This is a genomic window from Sinorhizobium sp. KGO-5, from assembly GCF_036245905.1.
Lineage (GTDB): Bacteria > Pseudomonadota > Alphaproteobacteria > Rhizobiales > Rhizobiaceae > Sinorhizobium > Sinorhizobium meliloti_A.
In genome coordinates this window covers 25,486-49,561 of record NZ_BDIZ01000002.1, presented here as the reverse complement: position 1 = coordinate 49,561, position 24,076 = coordinate 25,486, and the positions used below count along the sequence as shown (strand labels likewise).

At 61.1% G+C, this 24,076-nt stretch carries 25 protein-coding genes; 6 read left to right on the top strand and 19 right to left on the bottom strand.

Going from position 1 to position 24,076, the window contains the following annotated elements; translation table 11 throughout:
* Positions 1-76 precede the first annotated feature (76 nt).
* The 7 genes from BHD07_RS09400 to BHD07_RS09370 form a co-directional block, all read right to left on the bottom strand.
* Positions 77-928 (bottom strand): glycine betaine ABC transporter substrate-binding protein, encoded by an 852-nt coding sequence (locus BHD07_RS09400; RefSeq protein ID WP_338279447.1) that lies wholly within the window; start codon positions 926-928, stop codon positions 77-79.
* A gap of 79 nt (positions 929-1,007) precedes the next feature.
* The gene (locus BHD07_RS09395) at positions 1,008-2,354 is read right to left on the bottom strand and encodes an NAD(P)/FAD-dependent oxidoreductase (protein WP_338279445.1); all 1,347 of its coding nucleotides are present in this window, start codon (positions 2,352-2,354) and stop codon (positions 1,008-1,010) included.
* A complete protein-coding gene (locus BHD07_RS09390) occupies positions 2,351-3,868 on the bottom strand; it encodes an aldehyde dehydrogenase (protein ID WP_338279443.1) in 1,518 nt (505 codons plus the stop codon). Before BHD07_RS09390 ends, BHD07_RS09395 begins: the two co-directional genes overlap by 4 nt.
* Positions 3,861-4,772, bottom strand: coding sequence for a dihydrodipicolinate synthase family protein (locus tag BHD07_RS09385; RefSeq protein WP_338279441.1), 912 nt, complete (start codon positions 4,770-4,772; stop codon positions 3,861-3,863). The genes BHD07_RS09390 and BHD07_RS09385 overlap by 8 nt, the downstream gene beginning before the upstream one ends.
* On the bottom strand, positions 4,769-5,497 hold the full coding sequence (locus BHD07_RS09380; RefSeq protein WP_338279439.1) for a GntR family transcriptional regulator: 729 nt from the start codon (positions 5,495-5,497) through the stop codon (positions 4,769-4,771). Before BHD07_RS09380 ends, BHD07_RS09385 begins: the two co-directional genes overlap by 4 nt.
* A 299-nt stretch (positions 5,498-5,796) precedes the next feature.
* Positions 5,797-6,213 carry a hypothetical protein gene (locus BHD07_RS09375; protein WP_338279437.1) on the bottom strand — a complete coding sequence of 139 codons (417 nt, stop codon included), beginning with the start codon at positions 6,211-6,213 and terminating at the stop codon, positions 5,797-5,799.
* Positions 6,214-6,540: 327 nt separating this feature from the next.
* A complete protein-coding gene (locus tag BHD07_RS09370; protein ID WP_338279434.1) occupies positions 6,541-7,458 on the bottom strand; it encodes a LysR family transcriptional regulator in 918 nt (305 codons plus the stop codon).
* A gap of 122 nt (positions 7,459-7,580) precedes the next feature.
* Here BHD07_RS09370 and BHD07_RS09365 point away from each other — a divergent pair, with 122 nt between their 5' ends.
* The 5 genes from BHD07_RS09365 to BHD07_RS09345 are packed head-to-tail and all read left to right on the top strand — an operon-like array spanning position 7,581 to position 12,989.
* Positions 7,581-8,552 (top strand): tripartite tricarboxylate transporter substrate-binding protein, encoded by a 972-nt coding sequence (locus BHD07_RS09365; RefSeq protein ID WP_338279432.1) that lies wholly within the window; start codon positions 7,581-7,583, stop codon positions 8,550-8,552.
* Positions 8,553-8,609: 57 nt separating this feature from the next.
* Positions 8,610-9,062: a tripartite tricarboxylate transporter TctB family protein gene (locus tag BHD07_RS09360; protein ID WP_338279431.1), complete on the top strand. Its 453-nt coding sequence runs from the start codon at positions 8,610-8,612 to the stop codon at positions 9,060-9,062.
* 3 nt (positions 9,063-9,065) lie between these two features.
* Complete coding sequence (locus BHD07_RS09355) at positions 9,066-10,571, top strand: tripartite tricarboxylate transporter permease (RefSeq protein WP_338279429.1); 1,506 nt, start codon at positions 9,066-9,068, stop codon at positions 10,569-10,571.
* Between the two features lie 19 nt (positions 10,572-10,590).
* Positions 10,591-11,676 carry a tartrate dehydrogenase gene (locus tag BHD07_RS09350; protein ID WP_338279427.1) on the top strand — a complete coding sequence of 362 codons (1,086 nt, stop codon included), beginning with the start codon at positions 10,591-10,593 and terminating at the stop codon, positions 11,674-11,676.
* A 35-nt stretch (positions 11,677-11,711) separates the two neighbouring features.
* Entirely contained in the window at positions 11,712-12,989 is a 1,278-nt protein-coding gene (locus BHD07_RS09345; RefSeq protein WP_338279425.1) for a glycerate kinase type-2 family protein, read from the top strand.
* Positions 12,990-13,097: 108 nt separating this feature from the next.
* Here the strand turns inward: BHD07_RS09345 and BHD07_RS09340 are convergent, their stop codons facing one another.
* The 10 genes from BHD07_RS09340 to BHD07_RS09295 all read right to left on the bottom strand — a co-directional run bounded on the left by BHD07_RS09340 (position 13,098) and on the right by BHD07_RS09295 (position 21,001).
* The gene (locus tag BHD07_RS09340; protein WP_338279423.1) at positions 13,098-13,592 is read right to left on the bottom strand and encodes a gluconokinase; all 495 of its coding nucleotides are present in this window, start codon (positions 13,590-13,592) and stop codon (positions 13,098-13,100) included.
* A 37-nt stretch (positions 13,593-13,629) separates the two neighbouring features.
* Complete coding sequence (locus BHD07_RS09335; protein ID WP_338279422.1) at positions 13,630-14,385, bottom strand: SDR family oxidoreductase; 756 nt, start codon at positions 14,383-14,385, stop codon at positions 13,630-13,632.
* A gap of 9 nt (positions 14,386-14,394) precedes the next feature.
* Positions 14,395-15,426, bottom strand: coding sequence for an L-idonate 5-dehydrogenase (locus BHD07_RS09330; protein ID WP_338279419.1), 1,032 nt, complete (start codon positions 15,424-15,426; stop codon positions 14,395-14,397).
* Between the two features lie 7 nt (positions 15,427-15,433).
* On the bottom strand, positions 15,434-16,381 hold the full coding sequence (locus BHD07_RS09325; protein ID WP_338279417.1) for a 2-hydroxyacid dehydrogenase: 948 nt from the start codon (positions 16,379-16,381) through the stop codon (positions 15,434-15,436).
* 14 nt (positions 16,382-16,395) lie between these two features.
* The gene (locus BHD07_RS09320) at positions 16,396-17,070 is read right to left on the bottom strand and encodes a 4-carboxy-4-hydroxy-2-oxoadipate aldolase/oxaloacetate decarboxylase (protein WP_338279415.1); all 675 of its coding nucleotides are present in this window, start codon (positions 17,068-17,070) and stop codon (positions 16,396-16,398) included.
* 87 nt (positions 17,071-17,157) lie between these two features.
* Positions 17,158-17,994: an ABC transporter substrate-binding protein gene (locus tag BHD07_RS09315; protein ID WP_338279413.1), complete on the bottom strand. Its 837-nt coding sequence runs from the start codon at positions 17,992-17,994 to the stop codon at positions 17,158-17,160.
* Positions 17,995-18,019: 25 nt separating this feature from the next.
* Positions 18,020-18,787 (bottom strand): amino acid ABC transporter ATP-binding protein, encoded by a 768-nt coding sequence (locus tag BHD07_RS09310; protein ID WP_338279411.1) that lies wholly within the window; start codon positions 18,785-18,787, stop codon positions 18,020-18,022.
* Complete coding sequence (locus BHD07_RS09305) at positions 18,784-19,542, bottom strand: amino acid ABC transporter permease (RefSeq protein WP_338279409.1); 759 nt, start codon at positions 19,540-19,542, stop codon at positions 18,784-18,786. Before BHD07_RS09305 ends, BHD07_RS09310 begins: the two co-directional genes overlap by 4 nt.
* Positions 19,539-20,246, bottom strand: a complete 708-nt coding sequence (locus BHD07_RS09300) for an amino acid ABC transporter permease (protein ID WP_338279407.1) — start codon at positions 20,244-20,246, stop codon at positions 19,539-19,541. Before BHD07_RS09300 ends, BHD07_RS09305 begins: the two co-directional genes overlap by 4 nt.
* Positions 20,243-21,001, bottom strand: coding sequence for an SDR family oxidoreductase (locus tag BHD07_RS09295; RefSeq protein ID WP_338279405.1), 759 nt, complete (start codon positions 20,999-21,001; stop codon positions 20,243-20,245). Before BHD07_RS09295 ends, BHD07_RS09300 begins: the two co-directional genes overlap by 4 nt.
* Positions 21,002-21,150: 149 nt before the next feature.
* On the opposite strand from BHD07_RS09295, the gene nac reads away from it, so the two are divergent.
* Positions 21,151-22,062 carry a nitrogen assimilation transcriptional regulator NAC gene (nac, locus tag BHD07_RS09290; RefSeq protein ID WP_338279403.1) on the top strand — a complete coding sequence of 304 codons (912 nt, stop codon included), beginning with the start codon at positions 21,151-21,153 and terminating at the stop codon, positions 22,060-22,062.
* Here nac and BHD07_RS09285 read toward each other — a convergent pair.
* Positions 22,059-23,261 carry a pyridoxal phosphate-dependent aminotransferase gene (locus BHD07_RS09285; protein ID WP_338280896.1) on the bottom strand — a complete coding sequence of 401 codons (1,203 nt, stop codon included), beginning with the start codon at positions 23,259-23,261 and terminating at the stop codon, positions 22,059-22,061. The two genes, nac and BHD07_RS09285, sit on opposite strands and share 4 nt — an antisense overlap.
* A gap of 46 nt (positions 23,262-23,307) precedes the next feature.
* Entirely contained in the window at positions 23,308-24,075 is a 768-nt protein-coding gene (locus tag BHD07_RS09280; protein WP_338279401.1) for a LamB/YcsF family protein, read from the bottom strand.
* Position 24,076 lies beyond the last annotated feature (1 nt).

Sequence of the window (24,076 nt, the reverse complement as noted above, 5' to 3'; positions counted from 1 at the left end):
TGGGCCGGTTCACGATCGGCTCTCCCTTGTTTCGATGTCGGCGGACCGCCCTTCAGCAGGCGATCCGCCGCGTTGACTATTCGTCTTTGATATTTTCCCAGCGCTTGAGGAGATCGGCATGACTCGCGGTCCAGTCCGCTATGGCCTGATCCATCGTCTTGCCGTCGCTGACCGCGCCGTTGATCGCGGTGATCTCGGCTAGCGGCACATAGACGCTTGCGATCACTTCCCTTGCGTGCGGATTCTGCTCGGAAAAACCCTTCTGCCCAATCCAGTAGTAGCTCTGGGGAGGCGGAAAGACGCCTTTCGGATCCTTGAGAAACTTGACGTCGTACTTTTGCATCATCCAGGACGGTTCCCAGATCGTGACGGCGATCCACTCTTGCCGGTCGATCGCCGACTTAAGGGCGGCGGTCATCGCGGCAGTGCTGCCTTCGACGAGTTGCAGGTTGAGGCCGTATTCCTTGACCGCCGTTGCCGCATCGCGCATCAGACCTGAGCCGGGCTCGATGCCGACGATTTTGCCGCCGAACTTGTCGGCATTATCGTTGAGCTGGTCCGTGGAATCGATTGTGACGTATTTCGGAACGGCGATAGCCTGAAACAGACCGTGGGACACGGGAGAAATCTTCTCAAGCCGCCTCTTGTTCTTGTCCCAGTAATCGTGCGCGACGTAGTCGGTCTGCGAGGCGAGGATCTGGACATCGCCCTTAGCGAGCGCTGCATAGGCGATACCCCATTCAGCAAATTCAACGACCTTCACGGTGTAGCCCTTGTCTTCCAGCACCTTCTTGGTGATGCCGGTGATGGGGGTCAGATCCTCCCACGACAGTGTGCCCATCGTGATCGTCTTTTCTTGGGCCTGGGCAGGCAGCATGGTCAGTCCGACCATCGCCACTGCACAAAGCGCCTTCCACAGAGTCTTCATTGTCATTCTCCTCTTTTTTCAGTTCCCATCCGTTTCGAAGACCGGCGGACGCTCAGCCCTCACATTGCGCGGCGACGGATCATCCCTCGCGGCCAGCACGCAATTCCTGCAGACGGATCACCGTGTTGATGCCGAGCCAGGCAAAAGGCTCCGGCGGCAACCGGCATGGCTCAGGGTGATCCATATATTGTTCGAGATGTCGGGACGTGTTCCCGGTCGCCAGTTCGGCCGCCATCATGCCAGCCAATGTGCTCTTCACAGTTCCCAGGCCGTTCTCACAGCAAGCGGAGTAGAGCCCCTCTTCGATCTCGCCGAAAGCGGGTACGTGATTGAGGCTTAGGCATAGACGCCCCGCCCAACTATGTTCGAATGGAATGCCTTCGAGCGCCGGAAAGCGTACCTCAAGCGACGCGCGATGCGCCTTGGCCATTTTCGCGATACGGCGGTCTGTGAGATCCACTGTCGTGTCGTAGGTGTACTTGGTGCGGATCGCGATCCGCGACTGACCGCCGGATGTGATCTTGCGAACGGTCGCACCCATTGCATCGGCTGGAAGCAGAGCCCATCTCTCCCGCCCCGATGCCTTGCGGCCAAATTCGTCGGCCGGAAACGGGGCGGTCATCGAGGCGTAGGCAAAGATATGCATCAGCCGCCCGCGGTAATGGCCGAAGTCATCGATATGGCCGTTGACGCCAAGCAGCACTTTCGGAGCGGTGACTTTCCCGCGAGGGGACGTAGCGGTCCACTCCCCGTTTTCCCGCTCAAGGCAGGTGATGGGAGAGCGCTCGAAGATGTTCACCCTACGAGAGAGCCCCTTCGCGAAACCCCGGATATAGTCTGCGGGCTGGATCAGCACCGCCCCGGGCGTATAGATCCCGCCGAGATAGTAATCCGAACCGGTGATGTCGCGCATCTCGGCTGCATCGAGGAAGACATGCTTCTCGCCGGCGCTTCTCAGTGACTCCGCAAAGCTCCGGTTCAGCTTGAGCCCGCGGGCCGTCGCCGCGGCATTGATCTTCCCTGCCGGGTCGAAGGTCTCCCGCGACATCCCGTATTCTTCCGCCGCCTGCTTGGCAAAGGCAATCGCGCAACGGTTCTGCTGCATTTCCAGGCGAGTGGAGTCAAGCCCGCCACTCGAATACTCACTTGAAGAAAGATTGTGCGGGACATCGATCATGAAGCCGGAATTCCGACCCGAAGTTCCTTTTCCAACCTCACTTGCCTCAACGATGACAATCTTGTCGTGCGGCCGCAGCTCGAGAAGCCGGCGGGCCGCAGAAAGTCCCGCAAACCCCGCACCAATGATCAGCCAATCCGCCGTCAAGTTGGCATCCAGCCTCCGGACCGGGAACGAACGTTCACTGATCGCCTCCCAGCCCGAGACGCCATTTTCCACCGGCAGACGTTTGACCGCCGTCTTGATCATCGGATCGACTCGTCCACCGAGCGTTCCGAGATGTCGATCCAGATCGTCTTTAGTTCGCAATAGTTATCATGGGCGAAGATCGACTTGTCGCGGCCGCCGAAGCCCGATTCCTTGTAGCCGCCGAAGGGCGTCGACGCGTCGCCCTCGCCGAAGCAGTTGACGGTGACGAGGCCTGCCCGAATGTCGCGAGACAGCCGGATCGCGTTCCGCAGGCTGCCCGTGTAGATCGAGGCTGTGAGCCCGTAATTGGTGTCGTTGGCAAGCGCGACGGCTTCGGCGAGATTTTCGAAGGTTGTCACCGAAAGGATCGGGCCGAAGATCTCTTCTTGAAAGAGCCGGCTCGATGGCGTTACGCCCTCGACGACCGTCGGTTCAATGAAGGCGCCCTCGTAAGTTTTTCCGCCGTGCGCGAGCGCAAGCTTCTCGGACTTTACGTCGTCCAGAAACGACTTCACCTTCTCGAAGTGGTTCTTGCTGACGAGGGCGCCAATGCGGTTTTCCGGATCGAGCGGATCGCCAGTCTTCCATTCGCGCATGTAGGCGCCAATCCGCTCCAGCAGTTCGTCCTTAATGCTGGATTGTACAATAAGACGCGAGGTCGCCGAGCAGTTCTCGCCCATGTTCCAGAAGGCGCCGTTGACCACCTGTTCAGCGACGAGATCAAGATCCTCGGCATCCGCCAGCACGACTGCGGGGTTCTTGCCGCCGCACTCAAGAACAACCTTCTTCAGGTTGGAATCGGCCGCATAACGCAGGAAACGACGGCCGGTCGGCGTCGAGCCGGTGAAGGCCACCATATCGACGTCCATGTGCAGGCCGATAGGCTCGCCGACTTCCTTGCCGCTTCCCGGTACGACGTTGAACACGCCCGCCGGAATACCGGCTTCATGAGCAAGTTCGGCAACACGGAGGGTCGTGAGGCTCGTTTCCTGGGCCGGCTTGACAATGACTGAGCAGCCGGCTGCAAGCGCCGGGCCGATCTTCCATGCCAGCATCAAGAGTGGAAAGTTCCATGGCAGCACGCAGCCGACGACGCCGATCGGCTCGCGCACCACCATAGCCAGCGCATTTGCGCCGACATTGTTGGTGTTGTCGTAGAGCTTGTCGATCAGCTCCGCATGCCAGCGGATCGTGTGGATCGTGTCGGGCACATCAACCGTCTGACATTCGCGCACGGGCTTGCCGCTATCGAGGCTTTCCATGACAGCGAGTTCGTGCCGGTTGTCCTCAAGCAGCTTTGCTAGCTTGAGCAGCACTGCCTTGCGCTCGCCGGGGGACTGGAGCCGCCAACGCCCGTCCTCGAAGGCGTTCTTCGCCTTGGCCACGGCAAAATCCACATCGCTGGAATCGCAGGCCGCAATCTCGGTCAGCACCTCGCCGGTCGCGGGATTGGTCGTCTGGAAGGTCTTGCCCGACTTTGCTGGGCGGAAGGCGCCGTCGATGTAGGCATTGGTGGGCAGCTCAAGGCCAGCGGCGATCGCCTTGTATTCGGTGGTCGTCAATGGTTCATGCATAGTTGGCTCCCGACGTGATCTGGGCGACCGTACGCTTCAAGGTGGACACGACAGTCTGGAGGGTTCTTTTTTCTTCGGAATTGAGCGGGCGCAGTGGGGCACGGACTGGACCGGCCTTGAGACCAATGATCTCGCAGCCGTGCTTGATCGACTGGACGAACTTGCCCGTCTCAAGAAAATCCATAAGCGGCAGCATCGCCGTCATGATTGCCCGACCTTTGTCGAAGTTCTTCTCGAGGACACAGGCGTCGTAGAGCGCCACATGCTCGCGCGGCAGGAAGTTAGAGCCTGCGCAAACCCAGCTTTTGGCGCCCCAGGCGAAGAATTCTAGCGCCTGGTCGTCCCAGCCGCAGGACAACGAAATGTGCGGGAACTTTCGCGCCAGCAGGTGGAGATTGGCCATGTCGCCGGAGCTCTCCTTGATGGCAACGACGTTCTTCGACCTTCCCACTCGCGAAAAGTATTCGTCGCCCATCATGACGCCCATACGGGCCGGATAGTTGTAGAGCATGATCGGAAGGTTGGCGGCTCGGTCGACGGTAAGCGCGTGAACGGCGTTCTCGCGCTCTGTCGGAAGCGCGTACGGCGGTGAGGAGACGAGGATAGCGTCGGCGCCAATGTCCTTGGCAGCCTTGGCAAATTCGACCGAGTCTTCGGTTCGCGTCGCACCGGTTCCGATGATAAGCGGCAGTCGAGTGCCGATCACGTCCTTCGCATAGGCTCCCAGATCGAAGCGTTCCTGGGTGCTCTGGGCGTAATACTCACCGGTCGAGCCGCCGACGATGATGCCGTGCACCTTTGCCTCGATGAGCGACTCCAGCACTGCGGCGAAAGCCTTCCTGTCGATTTGCCCGTCAGGGCCGAGCGGCGTTACCGCCGGCGTGTAGATGCCTTCAATTTTCAAGCCGATCTCTCCATTGCTGCTGCGGCGGCGCCAAAACGGGCGTCCGCCTTCAACCCCTCTGGCGCGATGAACATTTCCATGTTTTCGCGCGACAACTCCCAATGCTCTAAAACGAGGCCGACGACGGCCTCCTCGTCCTTTGCTGCGATGGCCGCGATGAAGCTGTCGTGGTGCTCAACAGCCATTTGCAGGCGCCGGCGCATGTCGTCGTTGCGCGGGCGGAAGAACGTGTGTCCGATGCGGGCGTGATCAATCAGCAGTCGCCCAAGGCTCGGCCGCAGATAGAAATTGCCCGACATCTCGCCGATGATCTCGTGGAAGCGGTTGTTCTCGAGGACCATGAATTGCGCGTCGCCGGAGGCGCTTGCGGTGCGGAAACGCTCCTGTGCGTCCTTCAGCTCGGTCAGTTGCCTCGGCTTAAAATTCTGCACCGCCAGCCGCCCGATCGCCGCATAAATCATCGGCGCGCCGAGGAAGAAATGGCGAAGCGTGTGATGATTCATCGAAATGACGCGGGCGCGCCGGTTTTCCTGAATGTCAAGATACCCGTCCCCAGCCAGCCGGCGGAACACATCACGAACCGGCGTTCGTGAAAGGCCGTAACGCTCGCCGATCAGCGTCTCGTCGAGACTCTCATCGGGGTCCAGCTCCATGGTCAGGATCTGGCTCTTCAAATCCTCGTACAGATCGTGCTTCCCGCGTCTCACCGGCCCCTCCTCGGACATCGGCCCTTGATCGCGGATAACTTACATGAGCGACGCCTCAAGTCAACGAAAATGTATTATAGTGTTATACATTCATAATTCAGGTGAGATACATTTTCATGCCAGACGTGGGAAGAAGATGTGAATTGAGGCGTTTTTACAAGAAGATAGCGGAGAGGAAGAGCGAGGACCTGGCGATGAAGAAGAAGTCGGAATCTCACCGCCAGCATAGTAGGCGACCTTGGCTGAACTGCATGGCCAGCCCCGCCGTCCTGCCTTCATAAAAGGCATACGGCGCCTGCCGGGGCGCGACCCCGTCGTCAATTTCGACGAATTCTATGTTCCGGTCGGCCAGTTCGACGGCGAGCCAATTGGCGGCCGTTTCGTCGCCGCGATGACCAGGCCGTCAGCCGCGACCCTTTCCGACTCTCCCGCCAGATGGGAATCAACACGGCTCCATCGCCCTGCCAGCCATCGATGCTGGTCTCTGTAAAAAACACTACGCCCAGTTTCTTCCGCAAGGGCACGTCGGCCGAGGTGCGCTGCAGTTCCTTCGCGACAAGCGCATCCGGCGTGACGAACAGGACCTGATGGCCCTGCTCGGCAAGTTTCCATGCCGTGCCGCAACCTTTCCATCCACCGGTTTCGTCAAGCAGCAGTACTCGCTTGCCAAGTCTTGCTCCACGCGCCATTACGCTTGCGGCCGAAAAGACATTGCCGTTTTCCAGTCCAGGCAAATGGGGCGTTCCGGCAGCGCTTTCTGAAACTCCGTTTCCATGGGCAGCGATCCCGCCTTTAGGATGACCGCGTCTGCGCCGATAGCCGAGGCACTTGCGATACGTGACCGCCGCGATAGTGAGCCTATGGGCGCGGACGCAAACTTGGCGCCGCTCTGCCTAACAACAATTGACGTAATCGAAAGTCAGACTTGGCCTTTGGTCGGATGACCGCAGCGGGAAAATTCTCCGGCCATCGGCTGTCGGCCCACATCGAAGACCAAATTTATGCGAGCGTGGCGACTTGAGGAGGTTCTGGCGGACGGTGCTCCCGTCCTCAGTTGCGCATCACCTGTCGCTCTTCTCGATGCGTCGGTTGCGTACCTCTTCCCAAAAATGTTCGCCGAGCTTCGAAAGCTTCCGCCGCGGCCTCAGGAGGATGACGGTGACCGGTATTCGCCACTCTTCGCCACCGGCTATACCCAGATCGCCGGAGAGCGCCAGATCGTCCGATATTATGCTTTCAGGTGACCAGGCGATCCCCATGCCCTCGGACGCTAGTTTCCTGAGCACGACCGCTAGGTGCGAGGTGAAGACGGTCGTCGCGCGCAGCTTTCCGAAGTTTGGCAGTGCCGCCGAAATAATCCGGCCCATGCCCGAGCGGTCGTCGAAACGCAGCAGCGGGACGGGATCGTCGCTGTCCAGCGAAAGCCGGAACATCGCCTGCCCATCGGCGCCGCGCTTGGCGATCGGAACGAGCACATCGGTTCCGACAGGCTCGAATGAAAACTCGTCCGCATCGAGCCGAATCTCTGTCTCCGGGTGGTAGTGGCAAAGCAGGAACTGCGCGCGCCCGTCGCGCATCATCCGCTCGCACCCCACCATGTTGTCAGCGAGCAGGTGGATCGGGATCTGGATTGCTTCGGACCCGAGCGAGCGGATCCAGTCGGGAAAGAAAGTGAACGACAGCGCGTGGGTCGATGCGATCGTCAGCGTGTTTGTTTCCGACAGGAGGTCGTCGACTTCCCGTCTGGCGCGATCGAGACGGTGTGTCACATCCTTGGCTGCGGACAACATGATCTCGCCGGCGGGCGTCAACCGTATCCGATGGGTCTTGCGGTCGAAGAGTTCGGTGCCGCACCAATCTTCGAGCGCCCGGATTCGCCGACCAAATGCCGGCTGTGTGACGTTGCGCTGAGCCGCGGCGCGGGAGAAGTTTAGCTCCTCCGCAAGGGCTTGCAAATCCTCCAGCCATCTCAGATCCATGCTCCCTCCAGCACTGATCGGTGCAATATCGGCATTAGACAGGTCCAGTCTAGCGTGAAAAAACCAGTGCGGTAAGTCAATTTCGGCATTACTTGAAATTCGTGACTTTGGGAGGAGTTCCGATGAAGTTTCTCGCTACACTCGCAGCATCCATCGCGCTCTGCGCAACGACCGCTTTTGCGCAGGAAGACTATCCGTCGAGAACGATCACCTTGCTGGTGCCGTTCGCGGCCGGCGGGCCGACGGACACGATCGCCCGTCTGACGGCGGACGCGATGTCGAAGTCTCTCGGCCAACAGATCGTGGTCGAAAACGCCGTCGGCGCTGGTGGCACGATCGCCACTCGGCGGGCTTCTGACGCCGAGCCCGACGGCTACACCCTGCTTATTCACCATGTCGGGATTTCGACCGCACCGACGCTTTACCGGAAGCTGCCCTTCGATACGCTCAAGGACCTGCAGACTATCGGCCTGGTCAGCGATGCGGCCATGACGGTGATCGCCCGTACCGATTTCCCGGCGCAAAATTTTCCGGATCTCGTCAAATACGTGAAGGAAAAACAAGCGGACGTCACCTTCGCGAATGCCGGTCTCGGCGCGGCATCTCATCTCTGCGGCACGCTGTTCATGAGCTCGATCGGTGCGCAACTGACGACGGTTTCTTACAAGGGCAACGGGCCGATCATGACCGATCTCATCGGCAAGCAGATCGATATGACCTGTGATCAGGTGACGAACACGCTCGGGCCGATCAAGCAGAACCAGGTCAAGGCTTATGTCATCACCAGCCCGGAGCGTTCGAAGGACCTGCCCGACCTTGTGACGGCGAAGGAAACCGGTTTCCCGCAGTTCGAGCTCAGCGTCTGGCATGGTCTTTATGCACCTACCGGTACTCCGGAAGAAACCGTGACAAAATTGTCCGGTGCGCTGCAAGCGGCAATGGAGGATGCGACGCTGAAGGAACGCTTCGCGCAGCTTGCCACGGCTCCGGCGAGCAAGGACCAAGCGACCCCGGCGGCCCTTCGCACCAAGCTGGAGTCCGAGATCAATCGCTGGGGGCCGATTCTCAAGGCCGCGGGCCAGTTCGCCGACTGAGCGGCTCTCTGCCCTAGGCGCAACCGGCGCCTGGGGCATCCAGGATAGGCAATCGTCATGGACATCAAGAATATAGCCGCATCCGGCGTGCTGCTGGCCGTCGGTTTCGCTTTCGGCGCCTCCGCGCTGACCTCTTTGGAAATCGGAACCGCTTTCAGGATGGGTCCCGGCTACTTTCCACTAATCCTGTCCGGCATCATCGTGGCGCTCGGCCTGCTGATCGGTGTCAGGGCGCTGGCCACAGACGCGCCCTTTCATAAGGATATCGCACCAAGCCGCGCGCTGGCTTTCATCCTCCTCGCCCCGATCCTGTTTGGACTCACGGTCCGCGGCCTCGGCTTCATACCGGCGGTGGCATTGACCGCCCTCACCGCTGCGGCGGCGACCGATTTGCGGCATCCGGTAAGAATGATCGCGATTGCAGTGAGCATCACGCTCTTCTGCACCATTGTCTTCCATTATGGATTGGGTCTGCCGGTGCGTCTGCTCGGGCCCTGGATAGGGGCATAGAAGATGGATCTCCTGAACAATCTTGCGCTTGGTCTAGGCGCGGCGCTCACGCCCTATAACATCCTCTTCTGTTTCACCGGCACGTTGCTCGGCACTCTGGTCGGCGTGCTTCCAGGGATAGGGCCGACGGCGACGATCGCGATGCTGCTCCCGATCACGCTGTCGCTGTCGCCGGAAACATCGCTGATCATGCTGGCGGGCATCTATTACGGTGCGCAGTATGGCGGGTCGACCACCGCGATCCTCATCAACCTTCCAGGCGAGTCATCCTCCGCGGTGACGGCCATCGACGGCTATCAGATGGCGCGCCAGGGACGTGCGGGTGCGGCACTCGCGACCGCCGCGATCAGTTCCTTCATTGCCGGCACGATCGCGACCGTATTTGTTGCCGCTCTGGCGCCACCTTTGACTGCGGTAGCGCTCAAGTTCGGTCCGGCCGAGTATTTCTCGCTGATGGTGCTCGGTCTGATGGCCGCGGTCGTTTTGGCGCATGGATCGGTCCTGAAGACGATCGCGATGATAACCATGGGGCTCGTCTTCGGCCTGGTTGGCACTGACATCAATTCGGGCTCGATGCGCTTCACCATGGACATTCCCGAGCTGGCGGACGGGTTGAACTTCGTCGCCGTGGCCGTTGGCCTTTTCGGCATCGCTGAGATCCTGCGCAATCTCGAGGGCACGACCGAGCGCAGTACCGTCGTCAGGAAAGTCCACGGCCTGATGCCGAACAAAGAGGATCTGAAGGCTTTGCTGGCCCCGGCACTGCGGGGTACTGCCCTCGGATCGGCGCTTGGCATCCTTCCCGGCGGCGGCGCGATCCTGGCATCCTTCGCCTCTTATGCAGTTGAAAAAAAAATCTCCAAGTCCCCGGAGCGGTTCGGCAAAGGCGCGATCGAAGGCGTCGCCGGGCCGGAGGCGGCCAACAATGCCGGTGCGCAGACCTCCTTCATTCCAATGCTGACGCTCGGGGTTCCTGCCAATCCTGTGATGGCCTTGATGATCGGGGCGATGATCATCCAGGGCATTGTTCCTGGCCCCCAGGTCGCGACGTCGGAGCCGGCGCTGTTTTGGGGCGTGATCGTCTCGATGTGGGTCGGAAACCTGCTGCTGGTCATCCTGAACCTGCCGTTGATCGGCGTATGGGTTCGGCTACTCACGGTGCCCTACTCCGTGCTATTTCCGGCGATCCTCGCCTTCGCATCGATCGGCGTCTACAGCGTCAATTCGAACACCTTCGATCTCTATGTGATGGCGGCCTTCGGCCTGTTCGGCTACGCGCTCAGCAAGCTCGATTTCGAGCCCGCGCCTATGCTGCTCGGCTTCGTGCTAGGCCCGCTGCTCGAAGAACATCTTCGCCGCGCGATGGTGATCTCGCATGGCGATCCATCCGTCTTCGTAACCCGCCCGATCAGCGCCACGTTGCTGATCCTGGCAGTCCTTGTAACTGCAATCGCTTTCGTTCCCTCAATCGCCAAGAAGCGCGAAGAGGTCTTTGTAGAGGATGACTGATAAAATGAATGGAGACGCAATGTCCGGACGCAACACCAACCGGGTCCACCGTATTGCAGTCATCGCCGGCGACGGGATCGGCAAGGAAGTCGTGCCGGAAGGCCTGAGGGTGCTCGAGGCCGCATCGAAGAAGTTCGGCTTCGAACTGCAGCTCGACGAATTCGACTTCGCCTCATGCGATTATTACGTCAAGCACAAACGTATGATGCCCGAGGACTGGAAGGACCAGATCGGCGGCCATGACGCGATCTTCTTCGGTGCGGTCGGCTGGCCGGAGATCGTTCCCGACCACATCTCGCTGTGGGGCTCGCTCATCCAATTCCGGCGCGAATTCGACCAGTATGTCAGCCTGCGCCCGGTACGCCTAATGCCGGGCGTCGAAGCGCCTCTCGTCGGACGCAAGCCGGGCGACATCGACTTCTATGTGGTGCGTGAAAATACCGAAGGCGAGTATTCGTCGATCGGCGGCCGGATTTTCCCAGGAACTGAGCGCGAGACGGTTCTGCAGGAAACGGTGATGACACGTACCGGTGTCGACCGCATACTGAAGTTCGCCTTCGACCTGGCACAATCGCGGCCGCGCAAGCGCCTGACCTCGGCAACCAAATCGAATGGAATCTCGATCTCGATGCCCTATTGGGACGAGCGCGTGGTGGAGATGGCGACCCGCTATCCCGATATTACCTGGGACAAGTACCACATTGATATTCTCTGCGCCCATTTCGTACTGAACCCGGACCGTTTCGATGTGGTCGTGGCCTCAAACCTGTTCGGCGATATCCTGTCTGATCTCGGCCCTGCCTGCACAGGCACGATCGGCATTGCGCCTTCAGGCAATATCAATCCGGAGCGCAAGTTTCCGTCGCTATTCGAGCCTGTGCATGGTTCGGCGCCGGATATTGCCGGCCAGGGCGTTGCCAATCCGGTCGGCCAGATCTGGTCGGCGGCGATGATGCTGGAACACCTCGGAGAGACGGAGGCGAGCTTGAGCGTAATGCAGGCGATCGAGCATGCTTTGGCCGATCCGGCTATAAGAACAAGGGATCTCGGCGGACGTGCAAACACGATCGAGGCAGGACGCGCGATCGCCGAGGCGTTGGCGTGACATGGGGCGGAGCGACGTCTACTGGTCAGCCCTCCATGGCCATATCCTCCTCCTCGACTGAGAAAGAGATCAGATCGCTGCTCGCCGGCATGTTTCGAGCGGCGGTGGCAAGCGCCAACCCTGCGAAGGTTGTCGACTTCCTCTCCGACAAACCGAAGGGGCGGTGCATTGTCATTGGGGCCGGGAAGGCATCGGCCGCCATGGCGGCAGCGGTCGATGCCGCCTGGCCCGATGTCGATCTGTCGGGCGTGGTCGTGACGCGATACGGCCATGCCGTGCCGGCCGGACGCATCGACATCGTCGAAGCGTCCCATCCCGTCCCGGACGCAATGAGTGTGGAGGCTGGAGGCCGCGTCCTGTCGGCCGTTCAAAACCTCGAACCGGACGATCTCGTCGTCGCTTTGATATCAGGCGGTGGCTCGTCGCTGCTCGTGGCGCCGGCCTCAAACCTCACACTTGAGGGCAAGCGGGAGATAAACCAGCGCCTGCTGGCCAGTGGCGCCTCCATCTCCGAGATGAATACCGTGCGCAAGCACCTTTCGATGGTCAAGGGCGGCAAGCTTGCCCGTGCCGCTCATCCGGCCAGAGTGGTGACATTTGTCGTCTCGGATGTTCCAGGAGATGATCCTGCCGTCATCGCCTCCGGCCCTACAATCTCCGACCACACCACCCGTGCCGATGCACGAAAGATCCTCGCACGGTATTCCATCGACCTTGATCCGCGGGTCCGCGCCATCCTGAGCGGCGACGACATATTGACCGAAAACGGGGCTGTCTCAAGCGAGGTGCATATTATCGCGACTCCGGCGATGGCATTAGATGCCGCTGCGGAAATCGCTCGGCGGGCGGGCTTGGCCCCGCTTCTTCTTGGCGACGCGATCGAGGGGGAAGCGCGAGAGATGGGAAAGATAATGTCTGGAATTGCAGCGTCCGTTCGAGGCAAAGGCGTTCCCGTCCAACCGCCTGCCGTTCTTCTGTCTGGCGGCGAGGGCACCGTGACCTTGCACGCGAAATCTGATGGAAGGGGTGGGCGAAACACCGAATTCTCGTTGGCACTGGCAGCCGCTCTGAAAGGTATGCCGAATATCTATGCGATCGCGGCGGACACCGACGGCATTGATGGTGTGGAAGATGCTGCGGGCGCGGTCGTCACACCTTCCACGCTCTCCCGGGGTACGGGCGCTGGGCTTGATGCTCATGACGCGCTCGCAAGACACGACAGTTATACCTATTTCAAGACCATTGGAGACCTGGTCATCACCGGGCCGACATTGACCAACGTGAACGACTTCCGGGCGATCGTCATCGTTTGAGAGCAGACGCTGATCAAATTGGTTGCTGCGCCGCGTCGCTCCAGGCGGTGTTAGTCGGAATGTCCCATTAGCTCCCAGCAGTGGGCGAGCTTTTTCGCCCTGAATGGATCAGAACCGCTGATCCGGATTATCCGCCATGTAGATGCTCAACAACTCATCAACAATCCTCGCTAGCGGACGATCGATGCAGACGGTGATCGCGTTCTCGTCGGAGGCCGGCAATTCCAGCGCAGCGAACTGGCTGTCGATGAGGCTCGCCGGCATGAAGTGCCCTGCGCGCGCGTCCATGCGCGCGGCGATCAGATCCTTCGTGCCGGAGAGATGGACGAAGGTGACGGAGTCGGCAGCCTCGGCGCGGATATGGTCGCGGTAACGGCGTTTGAGGGCCGAGCAGCCGACAATAAGGACCCGGTCCGCAGCGGCGAGCTTTTGGGCGACAAGCGCGAGCCAGGGCCAGCGGTCCTCGTCCGTCAGCGGCTCGCCGCGGCTCATCTTGGCGATGTTTGCCGGCGGGTGCAGGTCGTCGCCGTCGATATAGGACGCACCGATACCGGCGGCGAGCGCATCGCCGACCGCGGATTTGCCGCAACCGGCGACGCCCATCAGGACGATGCGACGCGGCGGAGGGGGAGAGGCCGCATTAGAGCGAGGCTGTGATGCCGCCATCGACATAGAGCACGTGTCCGTTCACGAAGGAGGAAGCGTCAGAGGAGAGGAAGATGCAGGCGCCGACCAACTCTTCTACCTTGCCCCAGCGGCCGGCGGGCGTGCGTTTTTTGAGCCAGTCGGAAAAGCTCGGGTCGGCGACGAGCGCGGCATTCAGTGGCGTATCGAAATAACCGGGTGCAATTGCGTTGCATTGCAGGCCGTGCCTCGCCCAATCGGTTGCCATGCCCTTGGTGAGATTGCCGACGGCGCCCTTGGTGGCGGTGTAAGGGGCGATGCCGGGTCGGGCGAGCGCGGTCTGGACGCTGGCGATGTTGATGATCTTGCCGGCGCCACGCCGGATCATGTGGCGGGCGACCGCCTGACCGACATTGAAGACGGTGGAGATGTTGGTCTTCAGGATCCGCTCGAAAGCGTCGGCGGGAAAATCCTCGAGCGGCGTGCGGTGCTGCATGCCGGCATTGTTGACGAGAATGTCGATCGCGCCGACCTCCGCCTCGAAGATATCGACGGCCTTGCGCACCGCTTCATGGTCCGTGGCGTCGAAGGCGAGCGTGTGCTTCGTCCCAAGACTTGCCGCCGCAGCCTTCAGCTTCGCCTCATCGCGACCGTTGAGAATGATCTTCGCGCCGGCCGCGGCGAGCCCCCTGGCCAGCGCGTAGCCGATGCCCTGCGAGGAGCCGGTGACGAGGGCGCGCTTACCGGTCAGGTCGAAGAGTTGGGTGCTCATGGCTTCTCCTCAGGAAAATGCGATCTGCGTCTTCATGGACTGGCCCTTGTCCGAGGCGATCTCGAAAGCTTCCAGGGCATCGGCGAGTGGCAGCGTATGGGTGATCAGCGGCTTAACATCGATGAGGCCGCTCTGCATCAGCTTCACCGCGATCGCGAATTCCTCGTGGAAGCGGAAGGAGCCGCGCAGGTCGAGCTCCTTAGCGGTAATCGCCATCATCGGCAGGCTCATCTCGCCGCCGAGGCCGAGTTGGACAATGATGCCGCGCGGGCGCAGCGCTTGGATCCCCGAAACGAGGGCGGGCTGTGCGCCTGAGCATTCGTACAGGACGTCGAAATACCCTCTATTAGCGCTGAAGGGAGCAAGGCCATCGCGGTCTTCCGAAAGGTTGATCGCGCGGTCAGCGCCAACCTTGCGGGCGAAACCGAGCGCTCGCTCGGAAAGGTCAGCCGCAACGATTTCGGCCGCACCCGCCCGGCGAGCGGCAAGGATAGACAGAGTGCCGATCGGCCCGCAGCCTGTCACGAGGACGCGCTTGCCGAGCATCTCGCCGGCGCGGCGCGTGGCGTGCAGCGTCACCGAGAGCGGTTCGGCCATCGCCGCTTCGCCTGCCGAAAGACCGTCCGCCTTCACGCACTGGCCGGCTGTCGCGATCAGACGCTCGCGGAACGCGCCCTGGATGTGTGGGAACGGCATGGCCGAGCCATAGAAGCGCATGTTAAAGCAATGATTGGCCAAGCCCTTCAGGCAGTATTCGCACGACTCGCAGGGGCGCGAGGGCGAGACGGCGACCAGGTCGCCGATGGCGAGGTCGGAAACGCCCTCGCCTAACGCTGCGACGTGACCGGCGACCTCATGACCGAGGATCATCGGCTCCTTCAGGCGCACCGTGCCGAAGCCGCCGTGGTTGTAGTAATGCAAGTCCGAGCCGCAGATGCCGCCGGCGGCAAGGCGGATCTCCACCTGGCCGGGTCCGGGCTTCTCATGCTCCCGTTCTTCGATGCGCAGGTCTTTAGCCGCGTGGATGACGATGGCTTTCATCTGAACCTCACAGAACCGGCGTCGGCAGCGGCCGGCCTTCAAAATGGGCCGACAGGTTATCGAAAACCAACTGGCCCATGGCCTTACGGGTCTCGACCGTGCCGGAAGCCATGTGCGGCTGGAGAAGCACATTGTCGAGCGCGAGGAAGCGCGGATTGAGGTTCGGCTCGCCCTCGAAGACGTCGAGCGCGGCGGAGCCGAGTATCCTCGTCTCCAGAGCGTCGAGAAGGGCATCCTCATCGATGTTGGAGGCGCGGGAAATGTTGATCAGCATGCCGTCCGGTCCGAGCGCCTCGATGACCTTTCTGCCGACGATGTGGCGGGTCTCGGCGGAGGCGGCGAGCGTGACGAAGAGGAAGTCGGATCGGGCGGCAAGCTCGACCGGATCGGCGACGTGAAGCCAGTCCTTGGCGTAATCCTTCCGACCGGTGTCGCTGTAGGCGATCTCCATGTCGAAGCCCGCGAGGCGCTTGGCGACTTCATAACCGATGCGGCCGAGCCCCAGGATGCCAGCGCGCTTGCCATGTACACGGGTCTTCAGCGGATAAAGCCCCTTCCTCGCCCAGTCGCCTCTCTTCACCCAGCTCTCGCCGCCGACAACGCCGCGCGCCTGCGCCAGCATCATGGCGAGCCCGAGATCGGCAACGTCCTTCGTTAACACGTCCGGCGTGTTTGTGACGCGGATGCCGCGCTCGCGGGCGGCAGCTAAGTCCACCGCGTCGAAGCCGACGCCATAGACGGAGATGATTTCCAGCTTCGGCAGCATCTCGATCATCGCCCGGTTCGCACCAAGCTCGCCGCGCGTGGCGATACCACGGATGTTTGCGCCGTGCTCGGCCAGGAACACCGGCTTATCCTCCGCCTCGAAATAGCGATGCATCGTGAAAGACGCGTTCAGCCGTTCCTCATCCCACGTGGGGTATGGACCAACCTGCAAAAGTTCTACCTTGCTCATGATATCCCCTCAGGTCACGCCTCGACAATGAGACCCTTTGCTCTCAGCACGGATTCGAGCTGGCTGACTTCGATTACCGATTTGCCGGCCTTGTAAGCCGCGATGTATCCAGCTTCAGCCTGTTCGCGCGCCTGTGACAGACGCGCGACCTCCGCGGCCTCGTCTCGGCGGATGACGACCAGGCCGTCGGCATCGCCGACGATGATGTCGCCGGGATGGATGAGCTCACCCCCGACGACCACCGGGTCATTGGTCGCGGTCAGGGTCTCCTTCACCGTGCCCTTGATGCAGACGCTGAGCGAGAAGACCGGAAACCCGAGTTGGCGCAGTTGCAGAGTGTCACGCACGCCGCTGTCGGTCACAAGCCCGCCGATACCCTTGGCAAGGCAGGCATTGGCAAGTACGTCGCCAAAGGAACCGGCCTCCTCGTACTCACCGGCCGAGACGACGATGATGTCGCCGGGCTCTGCATAGTTGATGGCGAGCTGCAGCATAATATTGTCACGCGGCGCGCAGCGCACGGTGAAAGCTGGACCGCACAGTTTCATTCGGTAGTCTACCGGTTTGATGCGAGAGGAGAGCGCTCCGCGGCGGCCCTGTGCCTCATGAATGGTCGCGGGTGAAAATTCAGCAAGCGCCCCGATCTCGGCAGCACTCGGACGAATAGGCATTCTCTTGATATGCGTCATGATCTTTCCCACGGATGATCGTCGCGGCGGACGCCACGCCCGCCGCTCGCTGTTCAATTCACTTGAATGTGGACTGAGAGCCCCACCTCAGGGGATAGGGTCGAACTTCAATTCCGAGAGCGGCGCGACCTTGTCTGTGCGGGTCATTTTGTACTCGGTGCCCGGGCCCAGCCACTTGTCCCAGATTCGGTTGAGCTCGCCGCTGTCGTCGAGCTTGCGCAGCACCTCGTTGATCTTGGCCGTGAGCGCCGGCTGATCCTTCGCCATGCCAATACCGATCGGCTGGAAGAGCATGGGCTCGGGGATCATCCGCATTTCCTTGCCGCGCGTCTTAGACTCGTTGACCAACTTGGTGGTCGTCATAGTGTTGGCAACCATGCCACGCGCTTTACCCTGCTGAGCAGCGAGGTAGGCGGAAGCCGTATCCTGGAAGGTCAGAGGCTCGGATTTATTTAGCTTGATCGACATTTCCGAGGTCGAGCCCTTGGTGGAGGCAATGCGCTGACCGACATAATCCGACTTCGACTTGCCGGGGTCGTCTGCCGGTACGATCAGCATTTCCTTCGCAAGGTAGTAAGGATCGCTGAACTGGATCTGCTCGGCGCGGCTTTGAGTATACGCCAGGTTGGCCACCGTGATATCGACGCGCCCGAGCTTTACCTCCGGCACGCGCGCTTCTACCGAAACAGGTTTGATCTCGGCCTTTACGCCCAGCTCCTTTGCGATCGCGCCGCACAGATCGACATCGAAACCGACCATTTCGCGTGTCTGCGGGTCAGGAGAAGCAAACGGCGGCACGTCGGCAAAGGTGGCACAACGCAGCGTTTTGTTGGCGATGATATCGTCAAGCTGGTCGGCCTTGACGGGACCGACAAGGGCAGCCGCCGCGACGGTCGCTGCTAGAATAAGGTGCTGGTACTTCATTGGCTGTTCTCCTTCGTGATTGGTATTAATGGCGCAGGTCGGCGAGGAACCTCTGTGCGCGGGGATGTTTCGGCTTGTTGAAGAATTCTTCCGGCGTCGCCGTCTCGATGATCTGGCCTTGATCGATGAACCAAATGCGATCCGCAACGTCGCGGGCAAAGCCCATTTCATGCGTCACGCACATCATGGTCATGCCTTCGGCCGCAAGGGACTTCATCACGCTCAACACCTCACCGACCATTTCCGGATCAAGCGCACTGGTCGGCTCATCGAAGAGCATGACGGGCGGCTCCATGGCGAGCGCACGGGCGATGGCCACGCGCTGCTGCTGGCCACCGGAGAGCTGCGCCGGATAGGCGTTGGCCTTTTCGCGCAAGCCCACTCGATCAAGCAGCTTCAGCGCCTTCTCTGCCGCTTCGGTCGCCGGTACGCCCTTCACACGAATGGGGGACATGGCGACATTGTTGACCGCCGAGAGATGCGGGAAGAGGTTGAAACTCTGAAAGACGAAGCCTATGCGGCTGCGCAGCCGGTTGAGATCGCGGCCACTCATCGCCGCGTGGATGTCCTGCCCCTCGAAGAAGATTGAACCGCTGTTGATCTCCTCCAGCCGGTTGACGGTACGGATAAGCGTCGATTTGCCGGAGCCGGAGGGGCCGCAGATTACGACCACCTCGCCCCGCGAGACTGTGGCATCGATGCCCTTCAGCACGTCGAATTCGCCATAGCTCTTGCGGACATCGGCAAGCCGGATCGCCTGATCCTTCGCGGGTGCGTATACTGAAGCGGTCATGGCTGCTCCGTGGCGTTTGGGGTCAGGGAAACCGGAAGCTGACGCTTCCGGGCGCCGAGGCCGGCGCGTCGGCGTGTGATGCGTCGCTCGACGACATTTGTGACCGCGGTGAGCGACCAGCAGATAACGTAGTAGGTGAGCGCCAGAATCAGGAAGACCTGGAAGGGCTGCGTGAGCAGCTGATTGTTGACTTGGCTTGCCGCAAAGGTGAGGTCCGGCACGTTGATCACGTAGCCGAGAGTCGTGTCCTTGATCGTCGCCACGAAGGTCGACAGCATGCTCGGGATCATGTTGTAGAGTGCTTGCGGCAGGATGACGTAACGCATTGCTCCGAACCAGCTGTGGCCGAGGGCGCGCGCCGCATCCATCTGCCCTTGCCCCAGCGCGACGATGCCGGCGCGGATGATCTCGCTAAGGAACGCGCCTTGGTAAACGACCAGCGTCGTCAGCATCGTCAGGAAACTCGGGACGTCCGCGCCCGTCAAAAGCGGCACGAGGAAGTAGCTCCAAAGTACCAGCATGAGCAGCGGCACGCCTCGCGTCACGTAGACCAGAAGCGTCACCGGCCAACGCAGCACCCGATATTTCGACAGGCGCGCGAAGGCGAGCAGAATCGCGAACGGGAAGGCGATGACAATGCTGAGCGCGGAGAGGATCAGCGTGTTGGCAAGGCCGCCGAGAGGGCCGTTTGGATATTGACCGATGAGGAGCAGCAGCCAGTACTGGTCGATGATGGCGATCAGGTCATGGATCATCGGCTGACCCCATTCACCGGATCGGCACGCCAGGTGAGATAGGCGCCTGCGGCCATAATGATCAGAGAGAAAAAGAGGTAGAGGACCGTGCCGATCAAATAGATCTCGAAGGTGCGGAAGCTGAGATTCTCGATTTCCTTGACAGCATGGCTGAGTTCCGGGGCGCCGATCACTATGGCAAGGCTCGAATTCTTGAAGAGGGAGACGCTATGGTTGACGAGGGCCGGGAGCGCATTGCGCACGCCCTGGGGGATCAGCACGAAGCGCATAGCTGAAATATAGCCGTGGCCAAGGGCACGCGCCGCCTCCATCTGGCCCGGATTAATCGAGCGGAGGCCCGAGCGCAGGTCCTCGCTGAAATATGCCGCCTGACAAAGCCCGAGGCCGATGACGGCGAAGATCATTTCCGCCGAGTGAGCTGAAAGCCAATCCGAGACGCCCAAGGGCAGTAATGTGTAGATGCCGAAATACCAAAGCATGAGCTGCACCAGGGTCGGCACGTTGCGGTGATAGGACACGTAGGCCGCCGCCACCGAATTGCCGATGCGGCCGGGAGCGAACCGAATGGCGAGCAGCAGCACCGCAAGACTCATTGCCAAGAGCCACGAGCAAATGGCGATGATGAACGTCATCTCGATGCCATGCGCCAGCATGGCCATGTATTCAGGATTGCCAAGGATGGCGGCGAGGTCGAAGCCCTTCACCGCTGCGGTTCCTTCGCCTGCGGCCTCGCCGTCTGAAGGCCGCCCATGACTTGCAGCGTCGGAGTGATCTCCATATGACCGATGTTTACGGCGACGGGTGCGGCGATCGCAAAGGCGATGGCGTCGGCGATGTCGGACGCCTGCGGCAGCTCGAAGCCGTCGATGAAGCGCTCACGGACGGAGGGGTCGTCGCCGTGCACATGATTAAAGATGTCGGTGGCGACCCGTCCCGGGCAAATTTCCGTTACCCGTACGCGCTTGCCGAACGTGTCAATACGCAGCTGATTGGAGAGCATGCTGACGCCGGCCTTGGTAGCGTGGTAGGTGGAGTTGCCGCCGAAATTGTAGTTGCCAGCGATCGAGGAAATATTGATGACATGACCGCGGTCGCGCGCCGCCATGCCTGGCACAACAAGCCGGCAGAGGTGGAGGACGGCGCGCAGGTTGACATCGACGAGGAGGTCGATGTCGCCTTCCTCCGCCTCCAGGAATTTCTTCGGACGATCGGCGCCGGCATTGTTGATCAGAATATCGAATTCGACCTCCCCGGCGAGCTTCGCAAGCGCGGCGCGGTCCGTCACGTCAATGGTATGGGGAATGCAGCCTGTGCGCACGGCCAATTCCTTGAGCGCACCCGCGCTGCGGGCGACTGCATGCACTTCGAGGTCCTCGCGCCGAAGCCGTTCGACGAGGGCAGCGCCGATTCCCGAGGAGGCACCAGTCACGAGCGCGGTTCTATAATCGGAAAATGCCATTGGAGCTCCCCTGCTATGAATAGAGAGAGTAGCGAAGCATTCCGGCCCTGACTAAGACCGTTTGCATCTGGATGGATAAGGAAGGCTTATGGGCTTGCCGCCGCCCCGTCGGGCTGTAACATGCGAAGCGGAACAGGGCAGACTCGTATATGGACATCAGGCGTCTCAGATCATTCATCGTCATTGTAGACACCGGCAGCATCACTCGCGCAGCGGACGTGCTGCATATCGCTCAGCCCGCGCTTAGCCAGCAGCTCGCAGCGTTGGAGGATCATTTCCGGCAAAAGCTCCTGATCCGCAGTCAGCAGGGCGTCTCCATGACGGAAGCGGGCAAGGCGGTCTACCGTCATGCTCAGATCATTTTGCGCCAGATGGACCAGGCACAGGCCGACGTGAAGGCGGCCGGCTCTACGCTCGTCGGGCGCGTCTCCGTTGGCCTCGTGCCTTTTTCCAGTGCGGCGACGCTTTCCGTCGACCTGCTCACTGAAACGCGCAAGCGCCATCCGGGCATTCTGTTGCACCTCACCGAAAGCGTCGGCCAAACCTATAGCCAGATGATCATGAATGGCCGGCTGGAAATGGCACTGATCCACGGCACGGGTCCTATCAAAGGCGTGCGCTTCGAACCCGTCTTCGTGGAGGAATTCCATCTGGTTGCCCATCGCGATTTCGGCATCGAGCCGGGCGAGACACCCCTGCCGGTGAGCGCCCTCAACGACGTTCCCCTGCTCTTGCCGCCACCTTACAATTTCGTCCGACGCGCCATCGATCTCGCCTTCACCCGCGCCCGCCTCTCGCTGAACGTCGTGGCGGAATTGGAGATCGTCCGGACGCTCGGCCGGACCGTGAGCCGTGGTGTCGGCGCGACCATCATGCCGCGTGCCATCGCCGAGCGGATTGTCGCTGAATCCTCGGAACCGCTCATCGCGCGGGTAGTCGCTCCGAGGATTGAGGAGACACTCTCGCTTTGCCTATCCGATCAGAGCGAACTATCCGAGCCAGCGTTGGCGGTGCGGTCGATCCTCATGGAACTGACAGCCCGCCTCAAGGGGCCAGGCTAGCGAAGCCCGGCGCAGAACTCAGCGATGCGTCCGAAGGCCTCGTCAAGCTGCTCCATGCCTGTCGCATAGGAGATGCGAAAGAAGGGGCTCATGCCATAGGCGGCTCCCTGTACGGTCGTCACGTGATGCTCATCGAGCAGCGCTAGCACGAAATCCGTATCGGTCTCGATCCTGCGCCCGCCCTTACTCGTACGCCCGACGAGTTCGGCGATATTGGGGAAAACGTAGAAGGCCCCCTCGGGCTTATGGCAACGGATGCCCTCGATCTCGCCAAGCCGAGCAACCACGAAATCGCGCCGCTCCCGGTAGATTGCCGCCCGTTCTTTCAGAAGGTCCTGCGGCCCGTCGAGCACGGCGACGACGGCAGCTTGGGTGATAGTGGAGGTGCCGCCGCTATTCTGGCCGTTGACATTGCTGATCGCCTTAATGAGATCCTTCGGCCCTCCGCAGAAGCCGAGGCGCCAGCCGGTCATCGCATAGGCCTTGGACGCACCGTTGACCGTCAGCACGCGATCTTTCAGCCGCGGCTCGACCTCAGCGATGGTGCAGAATTCGAAGCCGTCATAGATAAGATGCTCGTACATGTCGTCGGTCATGATCCAGACATTCGGGTGCTTCAGCATTACCTCGGCAATCGCTCTCATCTCCGCGCGCGAGCAGGCCGCGCCCGTCGGATTGTTCGGGAAATTCAGGAACAGCCACTTGGTGCGCGGGGTGATGGCAGCATCGAGGTCTTCAGCACGCAGCTTGAAGCCGTTCTGCTGCGGGCAGTCGACCGCTACCGGCACGCCGCCGGCGAATTTCACGATATCCGCATAGCTGATCCAGGACGGCGACGGGATGACCACCTCGTCGCCCGGATTGCAGGTGGCCATAACGGCGTTGAAGATGATCTGCTTGCCACCGCCGGCGACGACGATCTCGGAGGGATCGTAGTCAAGATTGTTGTCGCGCTTGAACTTGCGGGAAATAGCCTGGCGCAGGGCCGGGGTGCCGTCCAGCGGCGGATATTTGGTGTCGCCGGCGACGGCCGCCGCATGAGCTGCCTCGATGGCATTGGCAGGCGTTGCGAAGTCGGGCTCGCCCGAAGATAGGCTAATTACCTTGACGCCTCTAGCAGCGAGGTCGCGGGCGCGCTGAGTCATGGCGGCGGAGGCGGAGACGGAAACGTTCTTCAGGCGGTCGGCAATAGAGGGCATGATCATGGCTTTCGATAAAGCGGATGGGACGGCGACGAGACGAAGTTCATCGCAGCAGCTTGGAGACGGGCGTGACGGCACCACCGGCGGCTTCGATTTCGCTGCGGACGGTACGGGCGAGAGCGAGCGAACCAGGCGTATCGCTGTGCACGAGGATGGAGCGCGCCCGCATGGGGATGATGGCCCCGTCAATTGCCGTCACGGTTCCATCGAGAAGAAACTGCCGCACGCGAGCCCGCACCGATATGTCGTCCTTGATGAGAGCTCCCGGTTGACCGCGCGGCACGAGGGCGCCCTGGGCATCGTAGGCTCGGTCGGCGAGGAAGAGCGTCAGCGTCTTAAGGCCGCCATTGAGCGCAGCGTGCTCGATATTGCTGTCAGCCGTGCCGAAGACAATCAGGCCGGAATCGACAGTGCGAATCGCGTCCATCATCGCGCTCGCCAGCGCGGGGTCGCGATTGACCATGTTGCCCATCGCCGCATGGAAGCTGACATGGGAGACGGTGACGCCCTCTGCCCTGGCAATCGCCATCAGCGCGCCGAGTTGGTACAGCATTTGCTGGCGCAGTTCGTCGGGACCGAAGGGCAGCTCACGGCGGCCGAAACCCTGCCGGTCCGGCAGTCCCGGATGGGCGCCGACATCGACACCCCTCGCCCGCGCAAGGCGGACCATGCGCGCCATAATATCGGGATCACCGGCATGGAAGCCGCACGCAATATTGGCGGAGGTGACGACATCCATCATCGCCTCATCGTCGCAGAGACTGTAGGGCCCGAAGCCCTCGCCCATATCGGAATTCAGGTCCACCTGCATG

Excerpts from the sequence above, each read along its gene's own strand:
- BHD07_RS09390 (WP_338279443.1), bottom strand. The coding sequence starts at position 3,868 with ATGCATGAACCATTGACGACCACCGAATACAAGGCGATCGCCGCTGGC.
- BHD07_RS09315 (WP_338279413.1), bottom strand. The coding sequence starts at position 17,994 with ATGAAGTACCAGCACCTTATTCTAGCAGCGACCGTCGCGGCGGCTGCC.
- BHD07_RS09285 (WP_338280896.1), bottom strand. The coding sequence starts at position 23,261 with ATGCCCTCTATTGCCGACCGCCTGAAGAACGTTTCCGTCTCCGCCTCC.
- BHD07_RS09310 (WP_338279411.1), bottom strand. The coding sequence starts at position 18,787 with ATGACCGCTTCAGTATACGCACCCGCGAAGGATCAGGCGATCCGGCTT.
- BHD07_RS09380 (WP_338279439.1), bottom strand. The coding sequence starts at position 5,497 with ATGTCCGAGGAGGGGCCGGTGAGACGCGGGAAGCACGATCTGTACGAG.
- BHD07_RS09365 (WP_338279432.1), top strand. The coding sequence starts at position 7,581 with ATGAAGTTTCTCGCTACACTCGCAGCATCCATCGCGCTCTGCGCAACG.
- BHD07_RS09330 (WP_338279419.1), bottom strand. The coding sequence starts at position 15,426 with ATGAAAGCCATCGTCATCCACGCGGCTAAAGACCTGCGCATCGAAGAA.
- BHD07_RS09335 (WP_338279422.1), bottom strand. The coding sequence starts at position 14,385 with ATGAGCACCCAACTCTTCGACCTGACCGGTAAGCGCGCCCTCGTCACC.
- BHD07_RS09295 (WP_338279405.1), bottom strand. The coding sequence starts at position 21,001 with ATGGCATTTTCCGATTATAGAACCGCGCTCGTGACTGGTGCCTCCTCG.
- BHD07_RS09395 (WP_338279445.1), bottom strand. The coding sequence starts at position 2,354 with ATGATCAAGACGGCGGTCAAACGTCTGCCGGTGGAAAATGGCGTCTCG.
- BHD07_RS09370 (WP_338279434.1), bottom strand. The coding sequence starts at position 7,458 with ATGGATCTGAGATGGCTGGAGGATTTGCAAGCCCTTGCGGAGGAGCTA.
- BHD07_RS09355 (WP_338279429.1), top strand. The coding sequence starts at position 9,066 with ATGGATCTCCTGAACAATCTTGCGCTTGGTCTAGGCGCGGCGCTCACG.
- nac (WP_338279403.1), top strand. The coding sequence starts at position 21,151 with ATGGACATCAGGCGTCTCAGATCATTCATCGTCATTGTAGACACCGGC.
- BHD07_RS09360 (WP_338279431.1), top strand. The coding sequence starts at position 8,610 with ATGGACATCAAGAATATAGCCGCATCCGGCGTGCTGCTGGCCGTCGGT.
- BHD07_RS09280 (WP_338279401.1), bottom strand. The coding sequence starts at position 24,075 with ATGCAGGTGGACCTGAATTCCGATATGGGCGAGGGCTTCGGGCCCTAC.
- BHD07_RS09305 (WP_338279409.1), bottom strand. The coding sequence starts at position 19,542 with ATGATCCATGACCTGATCGCCATCATCGACCAGTACTGGCTGCTGCTC.
- BHD07_RS09345 (WP_338279425.1), top strand. The coding sequence starts at position 11,712 with ATGGCCATATCCTCCTCCTCGACTGAGAAAGAGATCAGATCGCTGCTC.
- BHD07_RS09340 (WP_338279423.1), bottom strand. The coding sequence starts at position 13,592 with ATGGGCGTCGCCGGTTGCGGCAAATCCGCGGTCGGCGATGCGCTCGCC.
- BHD07_RS09325 (WP_338279417.1), bottom strand. The coding sequence starts at position 16,381 with ATGAGCAAGGTAGAACTTTTGCAGGTTGGTCCATACCCCACGTGGGAT.
- BHD07_RS09400 (WP_338279447.1), bottom strand. The coding sequence starts at position 928 with ATGAAGACTCTGTGGAAGGCGCTTTGTGCAGTGGCGATGGTCGGACTG.
- BHD07_RS09350 (WP_338279427.1), top strand. The coding sequence starts at position 10,591 with ATGTCCGGACGCAACACCAACCGGGTCCACCGTATTGCAGTCATCGCC.
- BHD07_RS09320 (WP_338279415.1), bottom strand. The coding sequence starts at position 17,070 with ATGACGCATATCAAGAGAATGCCTATTCGTCCGAGTGCTGCCGAGATC.